The organism is Streptomyces mabaensis (assembly GCF_053763515.1).
In genome coordinates this window covers 59,856-80,295 of the sequence record NZ_JBSOPZ010000032.1, presented here as the reverse complement: position 1 = coordinate 80,295, position 20,440 = coordinate 59,856, and the positions used below count along the sequence as shown (strand labels likewise).

General features: G+C 69.3%; 14 protein-coding genes, 1 tRNA gene and 4 pseudogenes. 11 read left to right on the top strand and 8 right to left on the bottom strand.

Going from position 1 to position 20,440, the window contains the following annotated elements:
• Positions 1–369 precede the first annotated feature (369 nt).
• Together ACWV17_RS25740 and ACWV17_RS25735 are read left to right on the top strand one after the other, a co-directional pair.
• On the top strand, positions 370–807 hold the full coding sequence (locus ACWV17_RS25740) for a hypothetical protein (RefSeq protein ID WP_455361584.1): 438 nt from the start codon (positions 370–372) through the stop codon (positions 805–807).
• Between the two features lie 301 nt (positions 808–1,108).
• Positions 1,109–1,522 carry a hypothetical protein gene (locus ACWV17_RS25735; protein WP_455361583.1) on the top strand — a complete coding sequence of 138 codons (414 nt, stop codon included), beginning with the start codon at positions 1,109–1,111 and terminating at the stop codon, positions 1,520–1,522.
• A gap of 608 nt (positions 1,523–2,130) precedes the next feature.
• Here ACWV17_RS25735 and ACWV17_RS25730 read toward each other — a convergent pair.
• Entirely contained in the window at positions 2,131–3,531 is a 1,401-nt protein-coding gene (locus ACWV17_RS25730; RefSeq protein WP_455361582.1) for an SMI1/KNR4 family protein, read from the bottom strand.
• 246 nt (positions 3,532–3,777) lie between these two features.
• Here ACWV17_RS25730 and ACWV17_RS25725 point away from each other — a divergent pair, with 246 nt between their 5' ends.
• The 4 genes from ACWV17_RS25725 to ACWV17_RS25710 all read left to right on the top strand — a co-directional run bounded on the left by ACWV17_RS25725 (position 3,778) and on the right by ACWV17_RS25710 (position 6,267).
• Positions 3,778–4,173 carry a site-specific integrase gene (locus tag ACWV17_RS25725; RefSeq protein WP_455361581.1) on the top strand — a complete coding sequence of 132 codons (396 nt, stop codon included), beginning with the start codon at positions 3,778–3,780 and terminating at the stop codon, positions 4,171–4,173.
• Between the two features lie 297 nt (positions 4,174–4,470).
• Complete coding sequence (locus ACWV17_RS25720; protein WP_455351202.1) at positions 4,471–4,695, top strand: helix-turn-helix domain-containing protein; 225 nt, start codon at positions 4,471–4,473, stop codon at positions 4,693–4,695.
• A gap of 87 nt (positions 4,696–4,782) precedes the next feature.
• On the top strand, positions 4,783–5,373 hold the full coding sequence (locus ACWV17_RS25715; RefSeq protein ID WP_455361580.1) for a redoxin family protein: 591 nt from the start codon (positions 4,783–4,785) through the stop codon (positions 5,371–5,373).
• A gap of 6 nt (positions 5,374–5,379) precedes the next feature.
• Positions 5,380–6,267, top strand: coding sequence for a cytochrome c biogenesis CcdA family protein (locus ACWV17_RS25710; RefSeq protein WP_455361579.1), 888 nt, complete (start codon positions 5,380–5,382; stop codon positions 6,265–6,267).
• Positions 6,268–6,446: 179 nt separating this feature from the next.
• On the opposite strand, the gene ACWV17_RS25705 is transcribed toward ACWV17_RS25710, so the two are convergent.
• The 4 genes and pseudogenes from ACWV17_RS25705 to ACWV17_RS25690 form a co-directional block, all read right to left on the bottom strand.
• On the bottom strand, positions 6,447–6,743 hold the full coding sequence (locus ACWV17_RS25705; RefSeq protein WP_455361578.1) for a hypothetical protein: 297 nt from the start codon (positions 6,741–6,743) through the stop codon (positions 6,447–6,449).
• Positions 6,744–6,860: 117 nt separating this feature from the next.
• Positions 6,861–8,843, bottom strand: coding sequence for a Vgb family protein (locus ACWV17_RS25700; protein ID WP_455361577.1), 1,983 nt, complete (start codon positions 8,841–8,843; stop codon positions 6,861–6,863).
• 215 nt (positions 8,844–9,058) lie between these two features.
• A pseudogene (locus tag ACWV17_RS25695) lies at positions 9,059–9,264 on the bottom strand (transposase family protein); the annotation flags it as partial.
• A gap of 637 nt (positions 9,265–9,901) precedes the next feature.
• Positions 9,902–10,203, bottom strand: a pseudogene (locus ACWV17_RS25690) (IS630 family transposase); the annotation flags it as partial.
• Positions 10,204–10,293: 90 nt separating this feature from the next.
• Here ACWV17_RS25690 and ACWV17_RS25685 point away from each other — a divergent pair.
• The gene (locus ACWV17_RS25685) at positions 10,294–10,473 is read left to right on the top strand and encodes a hypothetical protein (protein WP_455351208.1); all 180 of its coding nucleotides are present in this window, start codon (positions 10,294–10,296) and stop codon (positions 10,471–10,473) included.
• Positions 10,474–10,587: 114 nt separating this feature from the next.
• Here ACWV17_RS25685 and ACWV17_RS25680 read toward each other — a convergent pair whose 3' ends face one another.
• Complete coding sequence (locus tag ACWV17_RS25680) at positions 10,588–11,766, bottom strand: cytochrome P450 (protein WP_455361576.1); 1,179 nt, start codon at positions 11,764–11,766, stop codon at positions 10,588–10,590.
• Complete coding sequence (locus ACWV17_RS25675; RefSeq protein ID WP_455351210.1) at positions 11,763–12,464, bottom strand: tRNA-dependent cyclodipeptide synthase; 702 nt, start codon at positions 12,462–12,464, stop codon at positions 11,763–11,765. Before ACWV17_RS25675 ends, ACWV17_RS25680 begins: the two co-directional genes overlap by 4 nt.
• Positions 12,465–13,202: 738 nt before the next feature.
• Between ACWV17_RS25675 and ACWV17_RS25670 the strand changes: the two are divergent.
• Both ACWV17_RS25670 and ACWV17_RS25665 read left to right on the top strand, forming a co-directional pair.
• Positions 13,203–13,422: pseudogene (locus tag ACWV17_RS25670) on the top strand (helix-turn-helix domain-containing protein); the annotation flags it as partial.
• A pseudogene (locus tag ACWV17_RS25665) lies at positions 13,385–14,902 on the top strand (site-specific integrase); the annotation flags it as partial. The pseudogenes ACWV17_RS25670 and ACWV17_RS25665, both read left to right, overlap by 38 nt.
• Before the next feature lie 50 nt (positions 14,903–14,952).
• Here the strand turns inward: ACWV17_RS25665 and ACWV17_RS25660 are convergent.
• Positions 14,953–15,025 (bottom strand) — tRNA-Arg (locus ACWV17_RS25660).
• A 561-nt stretch (positions 15,026–15,586) separates the two neighbouring features.
• Here ACWV17_RS25660 and ACWV17_RS25655 point away from each other — a divergent pair.
• Together ACWV17_RS25655 and ACWV17_RS25650 are read left to right on the top strand one after the other, a co-directional pair.
• Entirely contained in the window at positions 15,587–19,957 is a 4,371-nt protein-coding gene (locus tag ACWV17_RS25655) for a DNRLRE domain-containing protein (protein ID WP_455361575.1), read from the top strand.
• Positions 19,954–20,400, top strand: a complete 447-nt coding sequence (locus ACWV17_RS25650) for a hypothetical protein (RefSeq protein WP_455351215.1) — start codon at positions 19,954–19,956, stop codon at positions 20,398–20,400. The genes ACWV17_RS25655 and ACWV17_RS25650 overlap by 4 nt, the downstream gene beginning before the upstream one ends.
• Positions 20,401–20,440 lie beyond the last annotated feature (40 nt).

Here is a 20,440-nt window from a genome sequence, read left to right as displayed (position 1 = left end):
TCCAGTTCTCCCCACCCTATTTCCCCTCCTGGTACACAGTGAGACAGCGAGATCGTACGAGTGAAACCGGCCACTGGAGGGGGCAGGGGGCCTCCGGAGCTGCCGGACAACGCGAGCAGCACCCTCATCGGCACCAGCGCCGACGACAACCGCGTCGCCTGGATGTCGTGTTCGCCATGACGAACGAGCGAGGTGGGGCGAGTTGGGCGCTGACCTGGGTAACGCTGACCTCGGTGCCTGCGGCGCTTGAGCCCCGCTGGCAGCCGCTGTTCTCCGTGGTCCCCGTTCGATCTGTCGCGGTTGTGGCACGGGAGCCGGTTCGCCGACCCGCCAGGAGCACTGATTGCCGCATCCAGCATGATGGCCGGCATGCCGCTGACCCTTGGTCCCGACCGCAAGACTCGCGAGTTCACGTGCGACTGTTGCAATGCCCCGATTGAGCGGGCTTGGGACTTCATCTATACCGACGGTGCACCACACGCCGTGTACTTCGCGGACTGCTTCCACCACACCGACCGAGACCACGACGCGTGGATAGACGTGGTCTTCGGTACGTGGGGCGAAGGGCCGGACAGATGGGACGATCACGTTGCCTTCGCCTGCCGCGTCGGTCCCGTCGTTGGCCAGACCGAGCCCGCCTCCACATTGGTAACCGCTGGACTAGCTCATCCCGATGGGCCGCTCTTCGGGCTCAAGCTCGACCGTGAAGCCGCCCTGCAACACCCTCGGCTGGATGAGTTCTGGCAAGTCTCGGACTTCATCCTGGAGAACGACCCCCTGGTACGGGGGCACGTCTACGGTCACTAGGTGAACCAAGGTCCGGAGGGGAGCCGACCAGCCCCAGCCGGCCCTCTTGTACCTCGTCATGGTGCTCGCTCTAGTCGCGCGACCGGCGGTGAGCCGGGGACTGGGCGGCGAGCGGAGCAAGCCCCCTTGATTTGCGAAGGGCCGGCTTGAGAGAGAGCCCCTCTTGAGCTGGCTCTTCTGTCTGCTTCCCGCCTGCCGCTCGCCTCGCAGAACTCTCTAAACTCTCTCTTTTACTTGCTTTGCTTCCTCTGTTCGCTCTAGTGTGGGGTGACCGACACCGACTGGCAAGTGGGGAGAGGGCATGAGCCCAACCATTGAGGTTGATGAACAGACGTATCGCTCTATCGAGTTCGCCGCGCGCATGGGCGGTACCACTGCAAGTGAGGTCGTCGCTCGGCTCGTGAGAACCGCAAGCGTGCCGCCCTCTGCGCCAGCCACCACCGGCAAGGAGGATGCGGAGGCGGAGCGCAAGGTCGACGTGTACGTCGACTATGAAGGTCATCGCACCCATGGCAGCTATGACCGGGACACGAAGCGGATCGACATCACGTCGGGGCCGCTTGCCGGGCAAGGCTTCAAGACACCCACTGGGGCGGCCCGGGCGGTGGTGGCACACTACAAGCCGGGCGTCAACCCAAATCGCAATGGCTGGTCGTTTTGGATGCTCGACGACGGGTCTGGCGAGTTCCTGCAGACCATCCGATACTCGACATGAGCTCGTGGCGGGCGACCTGCTGTGCCCCTTCCCGTCCGTGTGCGGGCGGGCCGCCCGGGGCGGGGATACGGAAGTAATGGCACGCGTGTGGCACGGCGTCTGAAACGGCGAAGGGCCAGCCTGGGAGAGAACCTCCCCTGAGCTGGCCCTGCTCTCTGTGCCCCCGGCAGGATTCGAACCTGCGGCACCCGCTTCAGGAGTGGGATCGAATCCTTGCCGGGTGGCGCCCGAAGCTGCCGCGTGATGCTGTCCTGCCTGGTCAGTCAGCGCAACGGGGCGTCGTGCTCCGTCCCGCTCGTGACACTTCATGCCGGAACGTCCGCTCACGCATCGCGCACGCATGACAGGGCGGCCGGGGCTTGCTGCCGGGCCTCTCTGGGCCGTGCTCTGCCACTCATGCAGCGATTGGGAGCGAGATGGAGGAAGCACCCAATCTCGACCACCGGCATGCTCAGCGTAGAAATGTGTGACTGAGCGCCGCAGTTGGCGCGTACGGCCAACTACGGCGCTCAGCGAAAGGGTGCAGTGGCTGGGAATCGGGTGGGACCTGGGCGGCGATCGTCTCCCCCGGCCGGCCTGGACGGCGTCGGTCCGTGCGACTCCGCCGCCTACGCCACGGGACCGAGGTCGCCTTCGACGACGGTCCGGATGATCGGGGGCCGGTCCCAGAGGGCAAGGAGTTCGTTGGCGAGGTCCGCGATGGCCAGCGGGTCCTCGTCTTGGCGTGCCTCGATGGCAGCCGCCGACAGGCCGCGGGGGACGGCTTTGGCATCGAGGAGGACGCGCCATTCCTGCGGCGCGAGCTCCAGGTACTCCAGCCCGGTCAGCTCGGCGATCTCCAGTACGTCGGCGAGCGTGCCGGGGTAGGCGGTGAGGGTCCGCAGCCGCGGCAGCCCCATCAGCGGCGCGAGGCTGAGCGGCGGACCGTCCCACACGCCGACGGACAGAACTTCCAGGCCGGGGTGGACGGCCTCCTCGATGCTCCGCAGGCTCGATGTGTTGACCCAAGCCACGGCCGGTGGCCGCTGAACCTCCTGGCTAATGGGTTCCGCGCCCGGCCGGTCCAGCACCAAGTCGGTGAGGGAGTCGGCGACGAGCGCGGCGCCGACGCTCTCCTCATGGGAGAGGATGATGACCTGTCCGGTGTGTCCGCGGGGGCCCGGTGTCAGATCGACGGCCAGCCGGTCGCCGCCTCCGTTGTCACCGAAGACGATCCAGCCCGGTGAGCCAACCAGCCCCTGCACGACGGCGTCGGGCCGCACGTCGACCGCATCCATCGCCGCGAACTGCCAGAGGCAGTAGCGCGTCGCCGCCTCGGCGACGTACAGGTCCTTCAAGCCGAAGAGTTCGCAGCGGACCGCCTCGGAATGGCGGCGCGCCGCCTCGTAGTCGCCGCGCCAGTCCTCCCAGTCCGCCCGTGTCACCCGGTAGAGCGCTTTGAGCTCGTCGGGCAGGGCTATGCCAAGGCGCGACTCCGCCGCGGCGATCTCGGCTTCCGTGGCGCCGACGGCGCCGGGCAGCCGTTCGCGGAGCGTCTGCTCCAGCACCGCCGGGTCCGCCGACGGCGCCGGCACCGCCTCGGGCGCAGGATCGGGAAGGCGATGCCAGGGCTCGGGAAGCGAGTTCTCGACCAGGACGAGCGCCCCCGGATGCGGGCCGATGCCGGACTCCACGGCTGGGCTGGGCTCGAGCAGGTGAAGCAGGGTCCTCCCCGCCGGCTCGATCTCCACCGCGAACGAAACGGCCTCGATGCCGTCCTTCGCCAGAGCGTCGCGCACCCGCTCCACGGCGTCGTACTCGTCCCGCATGTCATCCACCTGGGCGGCTCGGCCCAGCGGCGGCAACCGTCGCTCCAGGGGCACGCTCCAGCCACCCTGGCCGATACAACCCACCACGCGACCACCCGGGTCGGCGAGGCGCTCCGTATGTTCCGCCCGCAGGAGCCGCAGTACGGGCTCCCAAGTCGCGAAGTCGTGAATCGAGGGAGTGGGGTTCAGTTGATCATCCATCCGCAGACCGTACGCGGGGCCGCTGACATCAGGCCCCGGGCCCCTCACGCCGCCGGGAGCCAGCAACGGCAGCCAACCAAAACGCTCACGGTCCATCTACAGCGCTCAGTCACAACATGAGGCCGTCTTGCTCGCTGTTTCCGGTCCTGGTCACATGGTCGTTGGAAGCTGATGGGATGCGAAACGGGGGCGCGTGAGCGGCTTACAGGTCTCCGCATGGAAGCGTTACGGACACGACCGCTCTACGTGAATCAGTCGGACGGCAAGAAGGTCGCATGGCTCGACCGCCGCACGGGGTATCTGAAGCTTCTGGTTGAGGAACAGCGGGACGCGGAGGACCGCCTGTACGCGCTGTTTCCACCGTCGCCAAGCAACTCGTCGTGGACGGCTGGGAGGTACGAGGACGACCCCAAGACCGACGCCTGCGCGCGCACCATCGCGCTGGACTCCGACACGGTCCAGGCCCTGCGACGGCACCGCGCCCAGCAGGACGAGCTGTACGAGGAGATCGGTCTCCCACCGGTCCGGCTCCACGACTTGCGTCACGGTGCCGCAACGCTGGCCCATGCGGCGGGGCCGACCTTGAAGGACATCCAGGAGATGCTCGGCCACTCCTCGATCACCTTCACGGCCGACACGTAGACGAGTCTGCTTCCCGAAGCGGAGCTGGCGATCGCCGAGGCCGCGGCCCGGCTCGTACCGCGCGCCCGCGCCACGTCCGAGGACACCGGGCTCGGGGTGGGCGCCCAGCCCGGCGAGGCCGACGAGTCCGTGCCGGATGGTGCTGAACCATTGGGCGATGTTCGGGAGATCAACTCCCCGACCGCCCGCTCACGCACCGCTCACGCACCGCTCACGCAAACGGCCCCGGACGAGAGGTCCGAAGCCGAATAGAGCGCCTCCCTGGGGAGAAACCCCAGGTCAGCAGCTTAGCGCGTTGTGCCCCCGGCAGGATTTGCAGGAGGAGCAGGCAGCCCGCTGCGGCCCGGCGGACGCCACCCACAGATCGCCCTCACCCACGAACAGCTCGCCGCCCTCGCCGGAACCTCCCGCGAAACCTGCACCAAAGTGCTGCGCGACTACGCTGACCAAGGGCTGCTCCGCCTCGCCCGCGGCCGCATCACCGTCCTCGACACCGCCCGGCTCAAGGACGCCGCGGGCTGACGTCACCAAACCGTAAGACCGCCACCACACACCCAGCGGGCCTGGTGGATCTACAGTCACATCGGTCCCGACACACAGGAGTCCTCCATGCGCGCCCGCACCCTCCTCCCTGCCGTCCTGACTGCAGCCCTGCTCACCGCCACCGGATGCGGAACCGACGGCGGCTCCGACTCCGCCGGTGACCCGGGGGCCGCGTCGTCGAAGGCATCGTCACCCGCGCAGCAGACCACCCCCTCCGACGCCGGCGAGACGGGTACTGCTGGGGCTGAGGTGCCCGAGGCGTTGAAGTTCACCGGCACCACCGTGGACGGCAAGCCCTTCGACGGTAAAACCCTCGCGGGCAAGCCCACCGTGCTGTGGTTCTGGGCGCCCTGGTGCCCCAAGTGCCGCGCCCAGGCCAGCGAGACCGCGAAGGTCGCCGCCGACTACGCAGGCAAGGCCAACGTCATCGGCGTCGCCGGCCTCGACAAGAACGCCGCCATGAAGAACTTCGTATCCGAAACCAAGACCGGCGCCTTCCCCCACCTCTCCGACGAGGCAGGTGACGTATGGAAGCGGTTCGAGGTCACCGAGCAGAGCCGCTACGTCATCCTCGACAAGGATGGCAAGACCGTCTACGAAGGCGTCCTGCCCGGCGGCGAAGGACTGGCCGAGAAGGTCGCCGGACTCACCGGCTGAGCACCCGTGACCGACCTGCCCCTCGCCCTTGCGCTCACCGCGGGCATGCTCGCCGCCGTCAACCCGTGCGGATTCGCTTTGCTGCCCGCTTACCTGTCGATACTTGTCCTGGGCGACGACTCACCCACCCGTACCGCGGCGGTCGGCCGGGCCCTGGCCGCCACCGCCGCCATGACCGCCGGATTCACCGCCGTATTCGCCCTGTTCGGCCTCGCCGTCGCCCCGGTCGCGGGTCAGGTCCAGCAGCATCTGCCCTGGTTCACCATCGGCTTCGGCACGCTGCTCGCCCTCGTCGGCGCCTGGCTCCTTGCCGGACGCACCCTGCCTGCCCTGCTGCCCAAACTCCGCCGCGCCCCCGCCGTCACCCGCTCTCTCCCCTCCATGGCCCTCTTCGGCGCCGCCTACGCCATCGCCTCGCTGGGCTGCACCATCGCACCGTTCCTGGCGATCGTGGTCTCCGCGTTCCGCAGTGGATCCACGGCCGAGGGTGTGGTGCTGTTCGGGGCGTACGCAGCCGGTATGGGCGTGATCGTCGGCGCCGCCGCCCTCACTGTGGCGCTGACTCGAACCGCACGGGTGGGCCGGCTCCGCCGCCTCGGCGCTGTCGCCTCCCGTCTCGGAGGCGGCCTGCTACTCCTCGTCGGCGCGTATGTGGCCTACTACGGCTGGTACGAGATCCGTATCCTGCGCGGAGGAAGCGTCGCCGACCCCGTGATCGACGCTGCGGGCACCGTGCAACGGTGGATAGCGGAGAGCCTGAACAGCATCGGTGTGCCGGGGATCACGGTGGTGCTCGGTCTGCTGCTGCTCACCGCCCTGATGCTCCACCGCCGCAGAGCCCGCCGGGGCTCCCGCCCCGCCGGGGAGAAGGCGACACGGCGGCCCCACCTCTGACTCACCGGGCTCGAAGGCGCGGCACCCCAGCCGCAGGCGGGCTTGCGGCCCAAGGATGGCCAGGATGCCGACGACCGCAACGACGTCGCGTGGAACTCAATGATCAGACGGGGGACTGCAATGTCGCCCTGCGCGCCCTGCAGCATGATGTCGTCCTCGCGGCGGCCGCGTCACGTCACCTACTTCACTCTCTTCCTACCGGTGACCAGTTTGGTGATGTACCTTTCGCCGTCTGCGTGCGCGAGGTCGTGGGTGTAGTTCTCGGAGACATACTGCCGTCGGCCGGTCTCCGTGTCGGTGACGATGACTCGGAACCCCAAGGCGCTGCACCCGCGCCTGAATGGAACCCCGACACCCATCAGGCCCTCAGCCACGTCAACGGCAAACCGATCGCGACTGACCGGCCCGTCCACCGCTGAGCTCCGGCTGCGGCCGATCCCGAAACTGAATGGCCCGATTCCTATGGTGCGGCGCATGACGCCTCCCCGGATATACGCGAATTCTACGCCCGAAGAGATCGCCGAGGGGCCGGTGCCGTGCAGACCGTTGGCACGCTGGAGCGCAGCAGGTCCGCCGGACGGCGTTGGCGTTGGCTAACTTCCCGGCGTTCCAAGCAGCGGGGTGCGTACCGGTGCGGCCATGCCGACGAAGACCACGACCTCGTGGCCCCCCGGGTTGGTCTGCAGAGGAACCGTCTCCCAGTTGTTGGTGAGCCAGACGTTGCCCGAGGGGTCGATCTGTACGGCGGTGTTGCGGACCAGTCCGTCGCTGGTGTAGCCGGTGGACGCCGGGGAGATGGGGTCTCCGGTGCGGTGGCCGGAGGGGCAGGTCTTCGGCCGGGCGCCGCACAGGTGCGCGACGCGCTGCCCGCCGAAGTTCGAGACCCAGACGTTGTCGTCGCCGTCGACGGCGATGCCCCACGGCAGGAACAGACCGCCGCGCTCGTACGGGTGGCGCGGCGTGGTTCCGTCGGGGCGGATCATGGTCACGGAGGCTTCGGCAGCGCCGTCCCGCTGGTCGAGAGCGCCGCTTTCGGGCGGCAGGACTCCCGTGCCATCGCAGGGGATGTCGACGAGTCCCGAGTTGGCCACCCACACATTGCCCACGCTGTCCGAGGCGTTGCCCATGGGTGCGGAGATGCCGCCCCCGCTGACGTATCCGAGCGGGGCGCCCTTGGGTGAGAGCCGCAGCACGTTGTCGGATCCGTTGCCGGTCACCGAGGCACGGCCCCGGGTGTCGATCGCGACAGAGAAGGGCTTGATCAGGCCGCCGGACGGTGAGGCGATGTTGCGGGCGTGGTCGGGGCGTCCGTGCGGGACACGGGTCACGCTGCGGTTGCCGCAGTTCGCGATCCAGATGTTGCCGCGCCGGTCCGACACCGTTCCCTGCGGCTGCATGATGTCCCCGTACCGCCACCCTGTGGGCGGCGACAGCGGCGTTCCGTCAGGCCGGAACTGGGAGACGCTGCGGTACAGCGGGTCGGGGTCGAGCGGGCAGCCGGTGCCCTGGAAACCGAAGTTGCCCACCCAGACGTTCCCCTTGGGGTCGAGGGTGATTCCGTATCCGGCCCCGTAGAGGCCGCCGCCCCGGTACGGGGAGCCGGGTGCGTTCTCTCCGGTGGGGGTCAGCTTGATGACGTAGTCGCCGCCGCAGGTGGGCTCCCGGGGATCGGGGTTGTAGATGTAGTTGTTGGGGACCCAGGCGTTGCCGTGGGCGTCGAAGGCGATGTTGCCCGGGCCGTCGATGGTCCGGCCGTCGGCGTCGTACCGCACGGCGAGCGTCCAGGCGTCGGGTGCGGCGGTCAACGCGGGCGTGTACAACCGCTCCCGAAGCGACAGACGGTACAGCCCGCCCACATGGCGGCCAGGGTTGTGCGCGATGTCGAGCGCGGCCCGGAAGGTGTTGCTGGGCCGGTCCCCGCCGGCTGGGCGGGCCAGGCGGAACAGTTCCTCGCAGGTCTTGCCGGCGACGCATCCGGCGAGCGTGTTGGCCAGCGAGTTGAACGCGCGCAAGGTCGAGGTCTCGCTGCCGTTCGGCGGCGCGGCGAGCACGGCGGCGATCTTGCCGGTCGTGACGTCGGCCAGGTTCTGCGCGGTGGCGGCGGCGTTCTGCAGGCCGGGGTACGTACCGGCGATGTCGCGGCCGTCGGTGAACTGGGCCATGGCGTACGCGGCCGCCACGGTGGTCCGCTCGTTGACGACGACCCGCGGCGGTGTCCGGCGCGGCCCGTCGAGGACAGTGGCCAACCGGACCGGCTTGTGGCGGCCGCCCGCATCGGCCAGCAGATACAGGACCGCGTTGCGCTCCCGGGGCTGCTGGTACGAGATGGTGAACCGCCCCCCGGCGTCACTCCTGGCCCGGCCGAGGACGGTGGCGGGTGCTCCCCGCTCCTGCCCTGCCCGATAGAGGACGACCTCGGCGCGGGCCACGGCCGAACCGCCGCTGCGGACCGCGCCGTCCTGCCGCACGGTGCCGGCCGGAGACGCCGCATCCGGCTCCGCGGCTCCGGCGGCGGCGACGGGGACTGCAGCAAGAGCAGCACTGATCAACAGCACGGCAGAGCGGTTCACGAGCATGCGCCGGAGGCTGGCACACAAGGCGTGCCGGGACTGCGCACAGCGAGGTCGAGATCACCGGGATGCCGCAACAGCACCACACGACCGGCCCCGGCAACGACAGGACCCGGCCTCACCGTCCGATACGAGCGAAAGGGAAGCCACTTCCTCGCGTTCCTCGGCCTTGCAGCGACCGTGACGTGCTACAAGAAGCTCGCGGAGGCTTTGCGCTGCGGCGTCCGCCGTCCGTGGCGCACGGTCAGCCCACACCCACCTGCTCCGCGAACGTCACCCGCGGACACCCCGGCGCATCGCAGAACAGACGACGGATGGTCAGCTCGGTGCACACCTGCCGCCCGCCGACCGCCCCGTCCGCGAGGCGGCGCTGATATCGGCTGTGGCGCCGTACCGACGGCGCCCCGCAGTCCGGACACGGCACCGCCTGCGACTCCGAGGTCGGGGAGGACGCGGGGATGCAGAAGCTGGAGCGGATCGCGGTGCGCCGCGTCTACGGCCTGTCGTGTCCGGTCGGTGAGTAGCCGGCTCGGCTTGCCCGAGGCAGAGCAAGCCGAGCCGGCGAACCGCAGGCGGGCGAGTGCACGCGATCAGTCGCGCCGGATCGAAGGCGGCTGCCTCGGGTGCATCGTCCGTGACCACTTCGAGTTCGAGCTGGGCCACGTTCCCACCTGGGTGTTGTCGGCAGGCGTCAAGTATTTCGGGTCTGCCCACAACTGAGGGGCGTTTTAGCCGCGAGGACTGCACTGACCTGCACCGGAGAGTGATGTTCCGTGTTCCGCTTCAGCGAGACATCTTTGTGGCGGCTGCCGGGGGCGACTTGCGCGACGGACACGTCTTCCTCGGACCGGAGCCCGGTCGGCTGTGCCGCAGCAACTTCTGTGACGACTGGATCAAGGCCAGGACGAAGTCAGGCGTTGCCGAGAACACGCAATTTCATGATCTGCGGCACATGGGCAACGCGCTGGCTGTGTCCAGGTCCAGCCTGCGGGAGCTGAATGTAGTGCAGACTACTGAGGTTGAACTCGTGGTGTCGTGTGGTCTCAGGTGGGTCTGATGGTCAGCCGGTAGATCAGCCGGGACCGGTGGCCGGACTTGTAGCAGGTCAGTGCGGCGATCGATATCCGTCTGCGGGAGCGGCCGCGGACTCGCACCACCGGGGTGCGGCCTCGCTGCGACCAGGTCTTGGCGTGCGGCGGCGTCATGGAGAAGCCGGCTTCGTCCTCGAAGACGAGCCAGGCTCCACGGGCCGCCGCGAGTCTTCCGCGCAGGGCCACACCTCCTTGACCCACCCTGCGACCGCGTCGTCGTCCCGCTCGATGGCCCGGCGGGCCGGGACCTGACAGGACCAGCCGTTACGTACCAAGTTCTACCTCCAGCGGCTGAGCATGGAAGGGCCCTGGAAACTGCCGTACCGCTGGAGCAGCATCGGCCGGGTGGGCCAGGGGTCGCGAAGGTGACGGTCACCTACGGCGGCACCACCGTGGAGGCGCCCCTGAACCACGGCTGGTTCGCGGCCACCGGGATCCTGGAGCGCGCGGTCACCAAGTCCCCGCAGATCAAGGGCTACGGCGCCCAGGGCAAGCAGACCTACGATTCGGACCAGGACAAGGGCTACGACCAGCAGATCCCCTGACGGAAACCGGGGCAGCGGTCACGGGGGCCTGTTGCGCCGACGTCCACCGGGGAGGGGCCCCGGGCGGCTGCTCCTGCGGCCCGGGACCCCGTCGGGTGGTGGTGCGTAAGGCTGTTACCACATGATCGGCAGGCGCTCCGGCAGCCGCTTCATGAAGCCGGTGCGCCAGACGAGCTGCTCGACGGGCACAGCCAACCGCAGCTTCGGCATGGCGGCGAGGAGGGCCGTCAGGCCGATCTCGGCGTGCTTCTTGCCCAGCGCGGTGGCGGGGCAGTAGTGCGAACCGCCGCCGAAGGAGAAGTGCGCCGAGGAGTTCTTGCGGGTGAAGTCCAGGCGGTGTGGCTCCGGGAAGACGGCGGGGTCGAAGTTCGCACCCTCCGGCAGGACGAGGATCAGCTCGCCCGCCTTGACCTCCTGGCCGCCGAGGACGGTGTCCTCCATGACCAGCCGGGGCAGCCCGTCGCCGATGGACAGGTTGATGCGCAGCAGTTCGTCCACGGCCTGCGGCATGATCTCCGGGTGCGCGGCGAGGTACTCGGTCTCCTCGGGGTGGGTGAGGAGGGTGACCAGGGCCATCGCCAGGAAGCCGGCGGTGGAGATGACGCCCGCGCCGAAGAGGGTGACGCCGACGGTGGCGAACATCTCGTCGGAGACGTGCGCGTACTCCTCGGTGCCGCGCAGCTTGGCCAGGTCGCCTATGAGGCCGCCCTCGGTGTCGTCCAGACGGTCCGTCATGTAGGCGATGTCCCGGTCCCAGTTGAGCCGGGCGGCTGGGATCTCGGTCGCCGAGTTCATGAAGGCGACCGGCAGGGACTCGGCCAGGGCCGGCGCCGCGTCCAGCGGTATGCCGAGGATGTGGCAGTGCATGGCTTCGCTGAAGGGGTCCGTGAACATGGTCCGGACGTCCACCGGCGCGCCCCGCTTGAGCATGGTCTCGACCAGCTCCTCGGCGTGGGCCGTCATGAACTCCTGGAGGCCGGCGGCCTTGGGGTTGATGGCCTTCATGACGGCCTTGCGCAGCCCGGCGCCGGTGATGTTGCCCATGTTGTTGACCACCTCCGGCGGGATGGTCAGCGCGTACTGGCGCGGCACTCCCGGGTTGGAGGTGTCCTTCAGGCTGAAGTTGTCGTCCTCCAGGACCTGCTTGACCAGCTCGTACGAGGACACCAGCCAGGCCTCGGCCCCGGCGATCGTACGGACCTTGGTGATGGGGCCCAACTCCTGTACCTCGGTGGGCAGCTGGGTCCCGTCCCAGGTGAACGGGAAGTCCAGGATCGTCTCGGTGGTGCTCATCGGTGCTCTCCTTCGGCGGGCGTGACGATGGCGTGGCCCTGGTTGCGGGACGCGCGCACGCCGGCTCCGCGGGCGTACAGCAGGTCGGCCATGGGCAGTGCGGAGTGGTAGCAGTTCAGCGAGGAGGGGACGCCCATGATGGCGGGGGTGTCCAGGAACAGCGGGGCCTCGGCGCACACGTAGTCGATGCACACCTGGCGCTGGAGGGGGGTGGGGGCCTTGCCATCGAGCACCTTCGAGGAGAGGAAGATGTCGACGAGGGCGTTGCACGTCTCGCGGAAGGCCGGGTCGGTGTCGAGCAGACCGGTCAACTCCGCGTGGATGCGCTGGTACTCGGGGATGTCGCGGAGCGCCGACATGGGCCGGCCGCGCAGTCGCGTACCGGAGGGGTCCAGGTCGGCGACGGCGGCGGTGACCTTGGCGCGGACACCCCGGAGGTTCTTCACGGCCTTCCGTCGGGCATCGTCGGCGGTATACCCGAGGGCTTCGTACATTTCGCCCACATACAAGTCGGTATAGATCAGGTCGACTTGCTCGAAGTTGTCGAGACCCCATTGGGCGAGATCGAGGATCCGCTGGTGGGAGAAGTAGGAGTTGCCGGGACTGATGCCGATGACGGCGTGCGCGCCTTCCTCGGCAATGACCTGGCAGTGCGGCGTGTAGGGCTCCACCTGGAACCCGAGCGTGGTTGTCGTCATGGATGTGGATGCATCCCTGGCACCGCTATTCCCCGTGTGGGCTCCCTGCCCAGGGTGCGGCGGCGTCGCGGCAGAACCTACTCACGATCTTCGCCTCGCGGCCCCGCGTTCCGCGAAAGGCTGGCCGACGGTCGTACTTGCGAAAGCCGGGCCTTTCGCTTTGTTGACACCCACGCCCATGACGCGTGGTCACACCACCGATCCTCACGGAGCGCACAGGGTCGGCTCGTAAGCGTGGCCAACAAAGGGGACTCCGGGGTACCGGGTACCCTCGCCCTCCGCCTCACCTCTACCGCGCAGGACGAAACTCCGGCCGGACGCGGAGGATGGGCGTCACTTGAACTTGGCTTGAAATCGTCGTTCAAGAATGGCCACTTGCCCGGAACGGGTCGCTCGAGTTCCGGAATAGAACAAGCCGGAGGCACCTGTTCCGCAGGGCGGCCGGAGCTGCCGCGCCCCTAGGCTGCCTGCGGCTACCGCCCGGAGGGGCGGCGTCCGCCCCGATTCGGCGGGGATCCCGGAGCAGGGAAGTCCCCTGTGCCCACCCCTGCTTGCACACTTGTCCCACGCGAACCATGAACGGCGATTTACAGCCGCATAACTTTCCTGTTGCGGCCAGCCCGAGGGCGAGCGGGCTCACTCAGCACAAAGGGCCGGGCCCGTCGTTCAGTTACTGAGTTTGAACTCGTGGGTTCGTAGGGGCTGACGGGTCGTCGTCTTCTGCGGTATCACCAGGGTGTGCGGTATCCACAGGGAGGCGGGCTGACTGCCGAACGGCAGCAGTTCCGCGAGGGGTTACGGCTCCAGGCGGCCGAGCGATTCGCCCCGGGGTGAGGGCAGCGCGGCGATCGCAAGGGAGCTGCGCGTCAGCGTCCGGTCGGTACAGCGGTGGCGGCGCGTGTGGGCCGAGGGCGGTCCGCGGGCTCTGCGGTCTCAAGGCCGCCCAGGCCGACCTCGACCACATCAGGTGCCTCGTCGGCCTCCCCGACGCGGACGATGCCGATGGGCTGGCTCAGATCGCTGAGCCGCTGGAGAAAGTGGCAGACGAGAAGGCCCCATTGCCGGACATCGAGTCGACGCGACGACGCCTCTGCCATGGCTTGGATCTGACGAGCCGTCTCACCGTGGGCGAGTGGCTGGACATCTGGCTGGCGGGCAAGAAGGGGCGGCAGAGCGCGATCAGCCGAGATGAGAGCAACATTCGTGTTCACCTCCAGCCCACGCATCGGACACCTGCGGCTGGACCGCCTTCGGGTTACCCACCTGTCGGAGGCGTTCGAGGCTATAGCCGAGGCCAACGTCGAAATCGCCGAGGGAAACGCCGCGCGCCGTAGGGCGTTCGAGGACCTCGCACAGATTCCCTGGAAGGGACGCGAGCCCCGCGCCCGTCGCAAGGCGATGAAGGCCGCCATCGCCGAGATGGAGCCCTACCGCCGCATCGTCGGTCCGGCGACGCGCCAGCGCGTCCGCTCCACGCTGCGGGCCGCGCTGAACGCAGCGATTGCACAGCAGTTGATCACCTTCAACTTTGCCGCCCATGTTGAGTTGGAGGCGGGTAAGCGCCCCAAGGCGCTCGTGTGGACCGAGGAGCGCATCCTTCACTGGAAGCGCACCGGCGAGAAGCCCTCTTCGGTGATGGTCTGGACCCCGGAGCACACCGGCCTCTTCCTCGACCACGTCGAGGAGGACCGCCTGTACGCGCTGTTTCACCTGATTGCGTTCCGCGGGCTGCGGCGGGGCGAGGCGTGCGGGCAGAAGTGGACCGACACCAACCTGGACGCCGGTCTCATCACCGTCGCCAAGCAACTCGTCGTGGACGGCTGGGAGGTGTACGAGGATGAACCCAAGACCGACGCCGGCGCACGCACCATCGCGCTGGACTCCGACACGGTCCAGGCCCTGCGACGGCACCGCGCCCAGCAGGACAAGGGCCGTATGGAGTGGGAGAGCGCCTGGGTGGAGACCGGCCGCGTCTTCACCCAGGAGAACGGCGAGATGCTTCACCCCGCCAACGTCACACGGCGGTTCATCGAGCTGTACGAGGAGATCGGCCTTCCGCCGGTCCGGCTCCACGACCTTCGCCATGGTGCGGCAACGCTGGCCCACGCGGCCGGGGCCGACCTCAAGGACATCCAGGAGATGCTCGGCCACTCCTCGATCACCATCACGGCCGACACGTACACGAGTCTGCTGCCCGAGGCGGATTTGGCGATCGCCGAGGCCGCAGCCCGGCTCGTACCGCGTGCCCGCGCCACCTCCGAGAACACCGCTCCCGAAGCGGAGCCAGAGCTCGACGAGGCGGAGAAGCCCGACCCGGAGTCCGTGCCGGATGATGCTGATCCGTCGGGCGATATTCGGGAGATCAACTCCCCGTCCGCTCACGCACCGCTCACGCACCGCTCACGCAAACGGCCCCGGACGAGGAGTCCGAGGCCGAGTGCAGCGCCTCCCTGGGGGAGAAACCCCAGGTCAGAGTGGTAATGCGTTGTGCCCCCGGCAGGATTCGAACCTGCGACACCCGCTTTAGGAGAGCGGTGCTCTATCCCCTGAGCTACGAAGGCGGGGATCTGTCGGAAAACGTGTCTGAGACCGCCTGCCGACAGGGTGGGGCTTGACCGGTGAGGGCTGGGCCACCGCCGACAGTGTAGCGGGTGCCGCTTGATCGCTAACGAGACCCGACTGGCGCACCCTGCCGGAACGGAGTGAGGGCGAGATGATGGCCGGCGCTGAGGGGCGGGGAGCGAGGCGCTGTTCGATCACGGCTTGGATCCGCTGTCCCGGCGGAAGTGCTTGAGCCGTCGGCCGGCGGGTGTCTCGGGCGGGACCCGCCGGAGGTGCTCGGTCGACAGTGGTCCGGAGTTCGCAGACCCGGTCCTCCTCGATGTAGAGGTCCCGCGAGCCGGGGCTGACCCACCTCGGCATTCTCGCGTTCAGCTGTCCCCATGCGTCGGCGAAGGACTCATCCATGGGGTATCCGGCGGCCGTCCATACCCTCACCGACCTGGCCCTCAACACCCCTTGACCAGCGTGAACACCCGTTAACTTGGAGCGCCGGCTGCCCGTTACACTTGCGCCGACTTTTCAGCTTTCCTTACGGGGGGAATTCCTTGCCTGGCATACGTATGTCCAGATTCAGATGGCCGGTGGTCGGCTCTCTGGCACTCTCCGGCCTTCTGGCCGTCGACGCAGCCGCACCGGCCGCCGCGCTCTCGACCACCACGACCACCACCACGAAGACCACCACCGCAGGCCCCACCGCAGCCGGGGCCGACGGGCCCACAGGCGCGCCGCAGGCCAAGGGGGACATCACCTCGGCGCTCCTCCGAGCACGCCTGGAGGGCAAGCGCGTCGAGGTCACCGACGCCCGAACCGAGACCCGCACCCTGTGGGCCGGTCCCGACGGCACGCTGACGGAGGACCAGGCCGCCGGCCCCGTCCGGTTCCGCGCCGACGACGGGTCCTGGACCCCCGTGGACATCCGCCTCGCCAAGGCCGCCGACGGCACCGTCGAGGCCAAGGCGCACCCGCTGGACCTCACCCTCGGCAGGGCCACGCCCGCGCGGGCCGATGCCTCGGCCGCCCGCCGGCTGCGCGCCGCCGCGCCCGTCGCCGCCGCCACACCGCTGGTGTCACTCACCTCGCCGGAGGGCAAGCGAGTCGAGCTGGGCTGGCGGGGCGCCTTGCCCTCCCCGCGCCTCGACGGCACCCGGGCGACGTATCCGGGCGCGCTGCCGCACGCCGACCTCGTCGTCTCCGCCACCCGGACCGGCTTCGAGCAGTTCCTCGTGCTCAACTCCCGCCGGGCCGTGGACGGGGCCGGCACCCTGCGGATGACGCTCACCGCGAAGGGCCTGACCGCCAAGGCGGACGCGGACGGCGGGGTGACCTTCACCGACACACGCACCGGCAAGCCCGCGGGCACCCTGCCCGCGCCCGTGATGTGGGACGCGCGCACCGACGTACGCTCCGGGGAGTACCCGCACCGCGCCCCCGTCGCGATGTCCGTCGCCCAGCAGGGCGACCGGATCGACCTGACCCTCACCCCGGACGCGGCGTTCCTGGCAGACGCAGCCACCCGTTTCCCAGTCACGATCGACCCGGCGGTCGGTCTGCTGACCACGTTCACCACCTTCGTGCAGCAGGGCTACACCACCGACCAGTCCACCGCTACCGAGCTCAAGCTCGGCAACAACGGCTCGGGGCAGGTCGCCCGTTCCTTCATTCGCTTCGACACCCGTGCGGTGAAGGGCAAGGACGTCAAGTCGGCCACGCTGAGGCTGTGGAACCACCACTCGTGGTCCTGCCAGCCGCGCGACTGGGAGGTGTGGGACACCAGCACTCCCAGCACCGCCAGCCGCTGGACCGCGCAGCCCTCCTGGAACCGCAAGTGGGCGACGTCCACGCAGACCAAGGGCTTCGGTACCGGCTGTGAGGACGGCTGGGTGACCGCCGACATCACCACCCTCACCCGCGCCTGGGGGGCCAACGCGTACGACCTGAACACCCTCGGCATCCGCGCCGCCGACGAGACGGATCCCTACGCCTGGAAGCGGTTCAACTCGCGCAACGCGGCCACCAATGTGCCCATTCTGTCGGTGACCTACAACAACCCGCCGGGCACGCCGACCTCCACGGCGCTCTCCCCGTCGTCGTACAACACCTTCAACAAGCGCACCTACGCGACCTCGGTGACCCCCGCCTTCTCGGCGAACGTGGCGGACCCCGACGGCGGCACCGTGCGGGCCCAGTTCGAGGTCACCGCCGACCCGGCGTTCAACGACGCGGGCACCTACGCCTGGACCGGCACCAGCGGTGCCGTCGCCTCCGGTAGCACCGCCATGCTGACGCTCCCCGAGGACAAGAAGCTCGGCTCGTTCGGCTACCGGGTCCGCTCGCGCGCCCATGACGGCTCCGCATACGGCCCATGGAGCGGCTACGTGCCCTTCCGGGTGAACACGGGCAAGCCCGCCGCGCCGCAGATCGACTGCGCCGGCTTCCCCCGCGACGCGTGGACCGACAAGAGCGGTGAGATCAGCTGCACCCTCACCACGGCCTCGTCCGACGGCCGCGGCTTCCTCTGGGGGCTGGACGATCCCCACACCCCTCAGCAGGTGAACGACCTCGCCGGCACCGGTGGCAAGCCGCAGACCGTCAAGATCAACCCCACCAGGGGCTGGCACATCCTGCACGCCCGCACCGTCGACTCCGGCGGCCTGCTCTCCGGCGTCACCGCCTACCAGTTCGGCATGGGACCCAAGCCGGCTGTCCTGCCCGTACCGGACGTGCCCAGCGCACTGCAGGAGGGTGCCCAGGACACTTCTACGCCGCTGCTGTCCGGTGTGCTGACGACTGGCAATCGCGAGTACGTACGCGGTGAGTTCGCCCTGTTCGACGCCTCGGGCGCGCCCCTGCCGGGCCTGCAGCTGCCCCCGTCCTTCGAGGAGAGCGGCAGCCGCGTCGCCACGGTGATCCCCGAGGACACCCTCGTGCCCGGGCGCGCCTACCAGTGGGCCGTGCGCGCCTGCAGTGACACGGCGTGCTCGGCGTGGACGCCCAAGCGCACCTTCACCGCCAAGGCCCCGGCCGCCGAGCCGGTCCCGCAGGTGCGCACCGTGGACATATCCGGCGCCGCCCTGCGCGACGCCTCTGCCCCCGTCGGTGCCACCGACTGCGGCGACAGCCCGTGCGCGGCCGTCGAAGACGGCACGCTGCGCGTCGGTACGCCCGGGGGTACCGCCTGGCGCAGCTGGTTCAAGGCCGACCTGTCGGCCGTGCCGGCCGGCGCCCGGGTCACCGACGCACGGCTCACACTGCACCGGGCCGACTGCCCGGGCGAGAACGACCAGATCACTTGCACCGAACCCGCCGCCACCGTGCGCGACCTCGCCGAGGTGTGGGACGCCTCCCACAGCGGCCAGGCGCTCGCCGCCGCGGCCAACGACGAGCCGCTGCTCGCCGACGACGAACTGCCCACCGCGCTCGGTGACCTGAACCTCGGGTCGCTCGTCGCGGACTGGCTGTCCGGGACCGACAACCACGGCCTGAGCCTCCAGCTCGGCGACGAGAACACCGCCGCGCCCGGTGTGGTCTACCACTCCTCGCGCGCCGCCGACCCGGCGCTGCGCCCGGTGCTGACGGTGTCCTACATCCCCGCCGGTGCCCCCGGCGGCCCCGAGAAGCTCAAGGCCGTCCCGGCCGACGGCGGCCTGCTGGCCACCTGGAACCCGCCGACCGACCCCGGCGCCGCCACCGACACCCTCACTTACACCGTGGTCGTCCACCGCGACGGCACCGAGGTCGCCCGCACCACCACCGAGGACACCCGCGCCGTCTTCGGCGGCCTCACCAACGGCGCCGACCACACGGTGACGGTCACCGCCGGCTCCGCACACGGCACGTCCAAGGCGGCCGTGTCCGCCCCGGCCAAGCCGGTCGCCGTCGCCGGGCAGGAACGTTACGCCCAGGCGGTGCGGGACTACTTCGCCGCCCGCGCCGGAGTCCTCAAGGGCACGTACACCACCGTCGAGCAGGCCGCCGCGAGCAGCCCGCACGGCGCGATGTTCCACGAGCTGCTCGCGCAGCAACTGCCCGAGCTGAACCGCCGCCGGGAGGCGTACGCCCGCCACGAGCGCCGCTTCACCGACGTCACCACGGCCTTCGACGACGTGCTGACCGGGCCCGGCCCCGACAACACCGTGGTGGTACGCGGCACCGTGTCCGAGCGCAGCGTGCTCACCCACACCGACGGCACCCAGGAGCCGGAGGAGGGCGAGCTGCCCGGCCGCTTCGTCTTCGCCGACGGCATCCTGCGCATGGAGGCCGACGACGCCGCCGTGGAGGTCACCCTCCCCGCGACGGGCGATGCGGTACGGGACGCCAGCGTGGCACCGCCCGCGGAGGAGAGCGTCGAGGACATCGCCGAGGAGGAGGTCCTGCCGATCAAGCTGGACGCCGACGGCATGCTCGCCGACGAGCCCGCCCCCGCCACTACGGCGATGCAGCTCGCCGCAGTGTTCGCCGCCGCTCCTGATGGCAACGGCACCGCCAACTGGGCCAAGCGCAACGCCAACATCAAGTACGACTACGACACCGACTGCGCCAACTTCGTTTCCAAGGCACTGCACTGGGGCGGCAAGATGCAGCAGCGCAAGGGCGGTCGCAAGAACGAGTCGCGCTGGTTCCGCAACAACATCGGCTGGATCCGGCTCGACAGCTACACCTGGGCCGCCGCGGCCAATCTGCGGCAGCACTTGAAGAAACACAGGGGCGGCCGCGAGATCTCGCGGTACGACGCCCGGCCGGGTGACGTCATCTTCGGCTACTACACCTCTTCCAAGGCGTGGAACCACACGGGCGTCGTCACCGGAGGCAAGGGGGACAAAATCACCATCACCCAGCACGGCCGAGTCCATCACACGACACTGAGCCAGTGGTTCAAAAACAACAAGAAGCTGAGCGCTATCAGCATCATTCGGCCGGGGAAGCGCAGTTGAGGCGGGCAGGCAGGTCGGTGTGGCTGGCCGGAGCGCTCGTGCTCCTGCTCGGCGGCTGCGATGCGTTCTCGACCGACAAGACCCCCGAGCGCACCAAGAACGGCATCAACGAACTTGAGCTGACCGTCACAGGGCGCCCCACCCCTGGCAGCCTCGCCACCGCCGAGCACGTCCTGGCCCGGCTCAAGGCCCGCGACGCCGACGGCCTGGTCGAATTCGCCAGGGAGGAGGGCGAGACGAAGAACGACGCGAAGCGCTGGGTGGCCCGCTGGGGTGACGCCGCCCAGCGTCCGGCCACGGCGGATTTCACACTGGGGGAGAAGGATGCCTCCGTCGACGTCCGCTTCGCCGGCGAACGCTCCACCTTGTCGCTTCTGCTGATGCCGGAGGACGAGAGCAAGCCCTACGACGACAGGTACGTGGTCGTTCTCCGGGAGGACTGAATGTTGACGGTGGGGAGGGTGCGGGTTAGCGTCCCGGGCA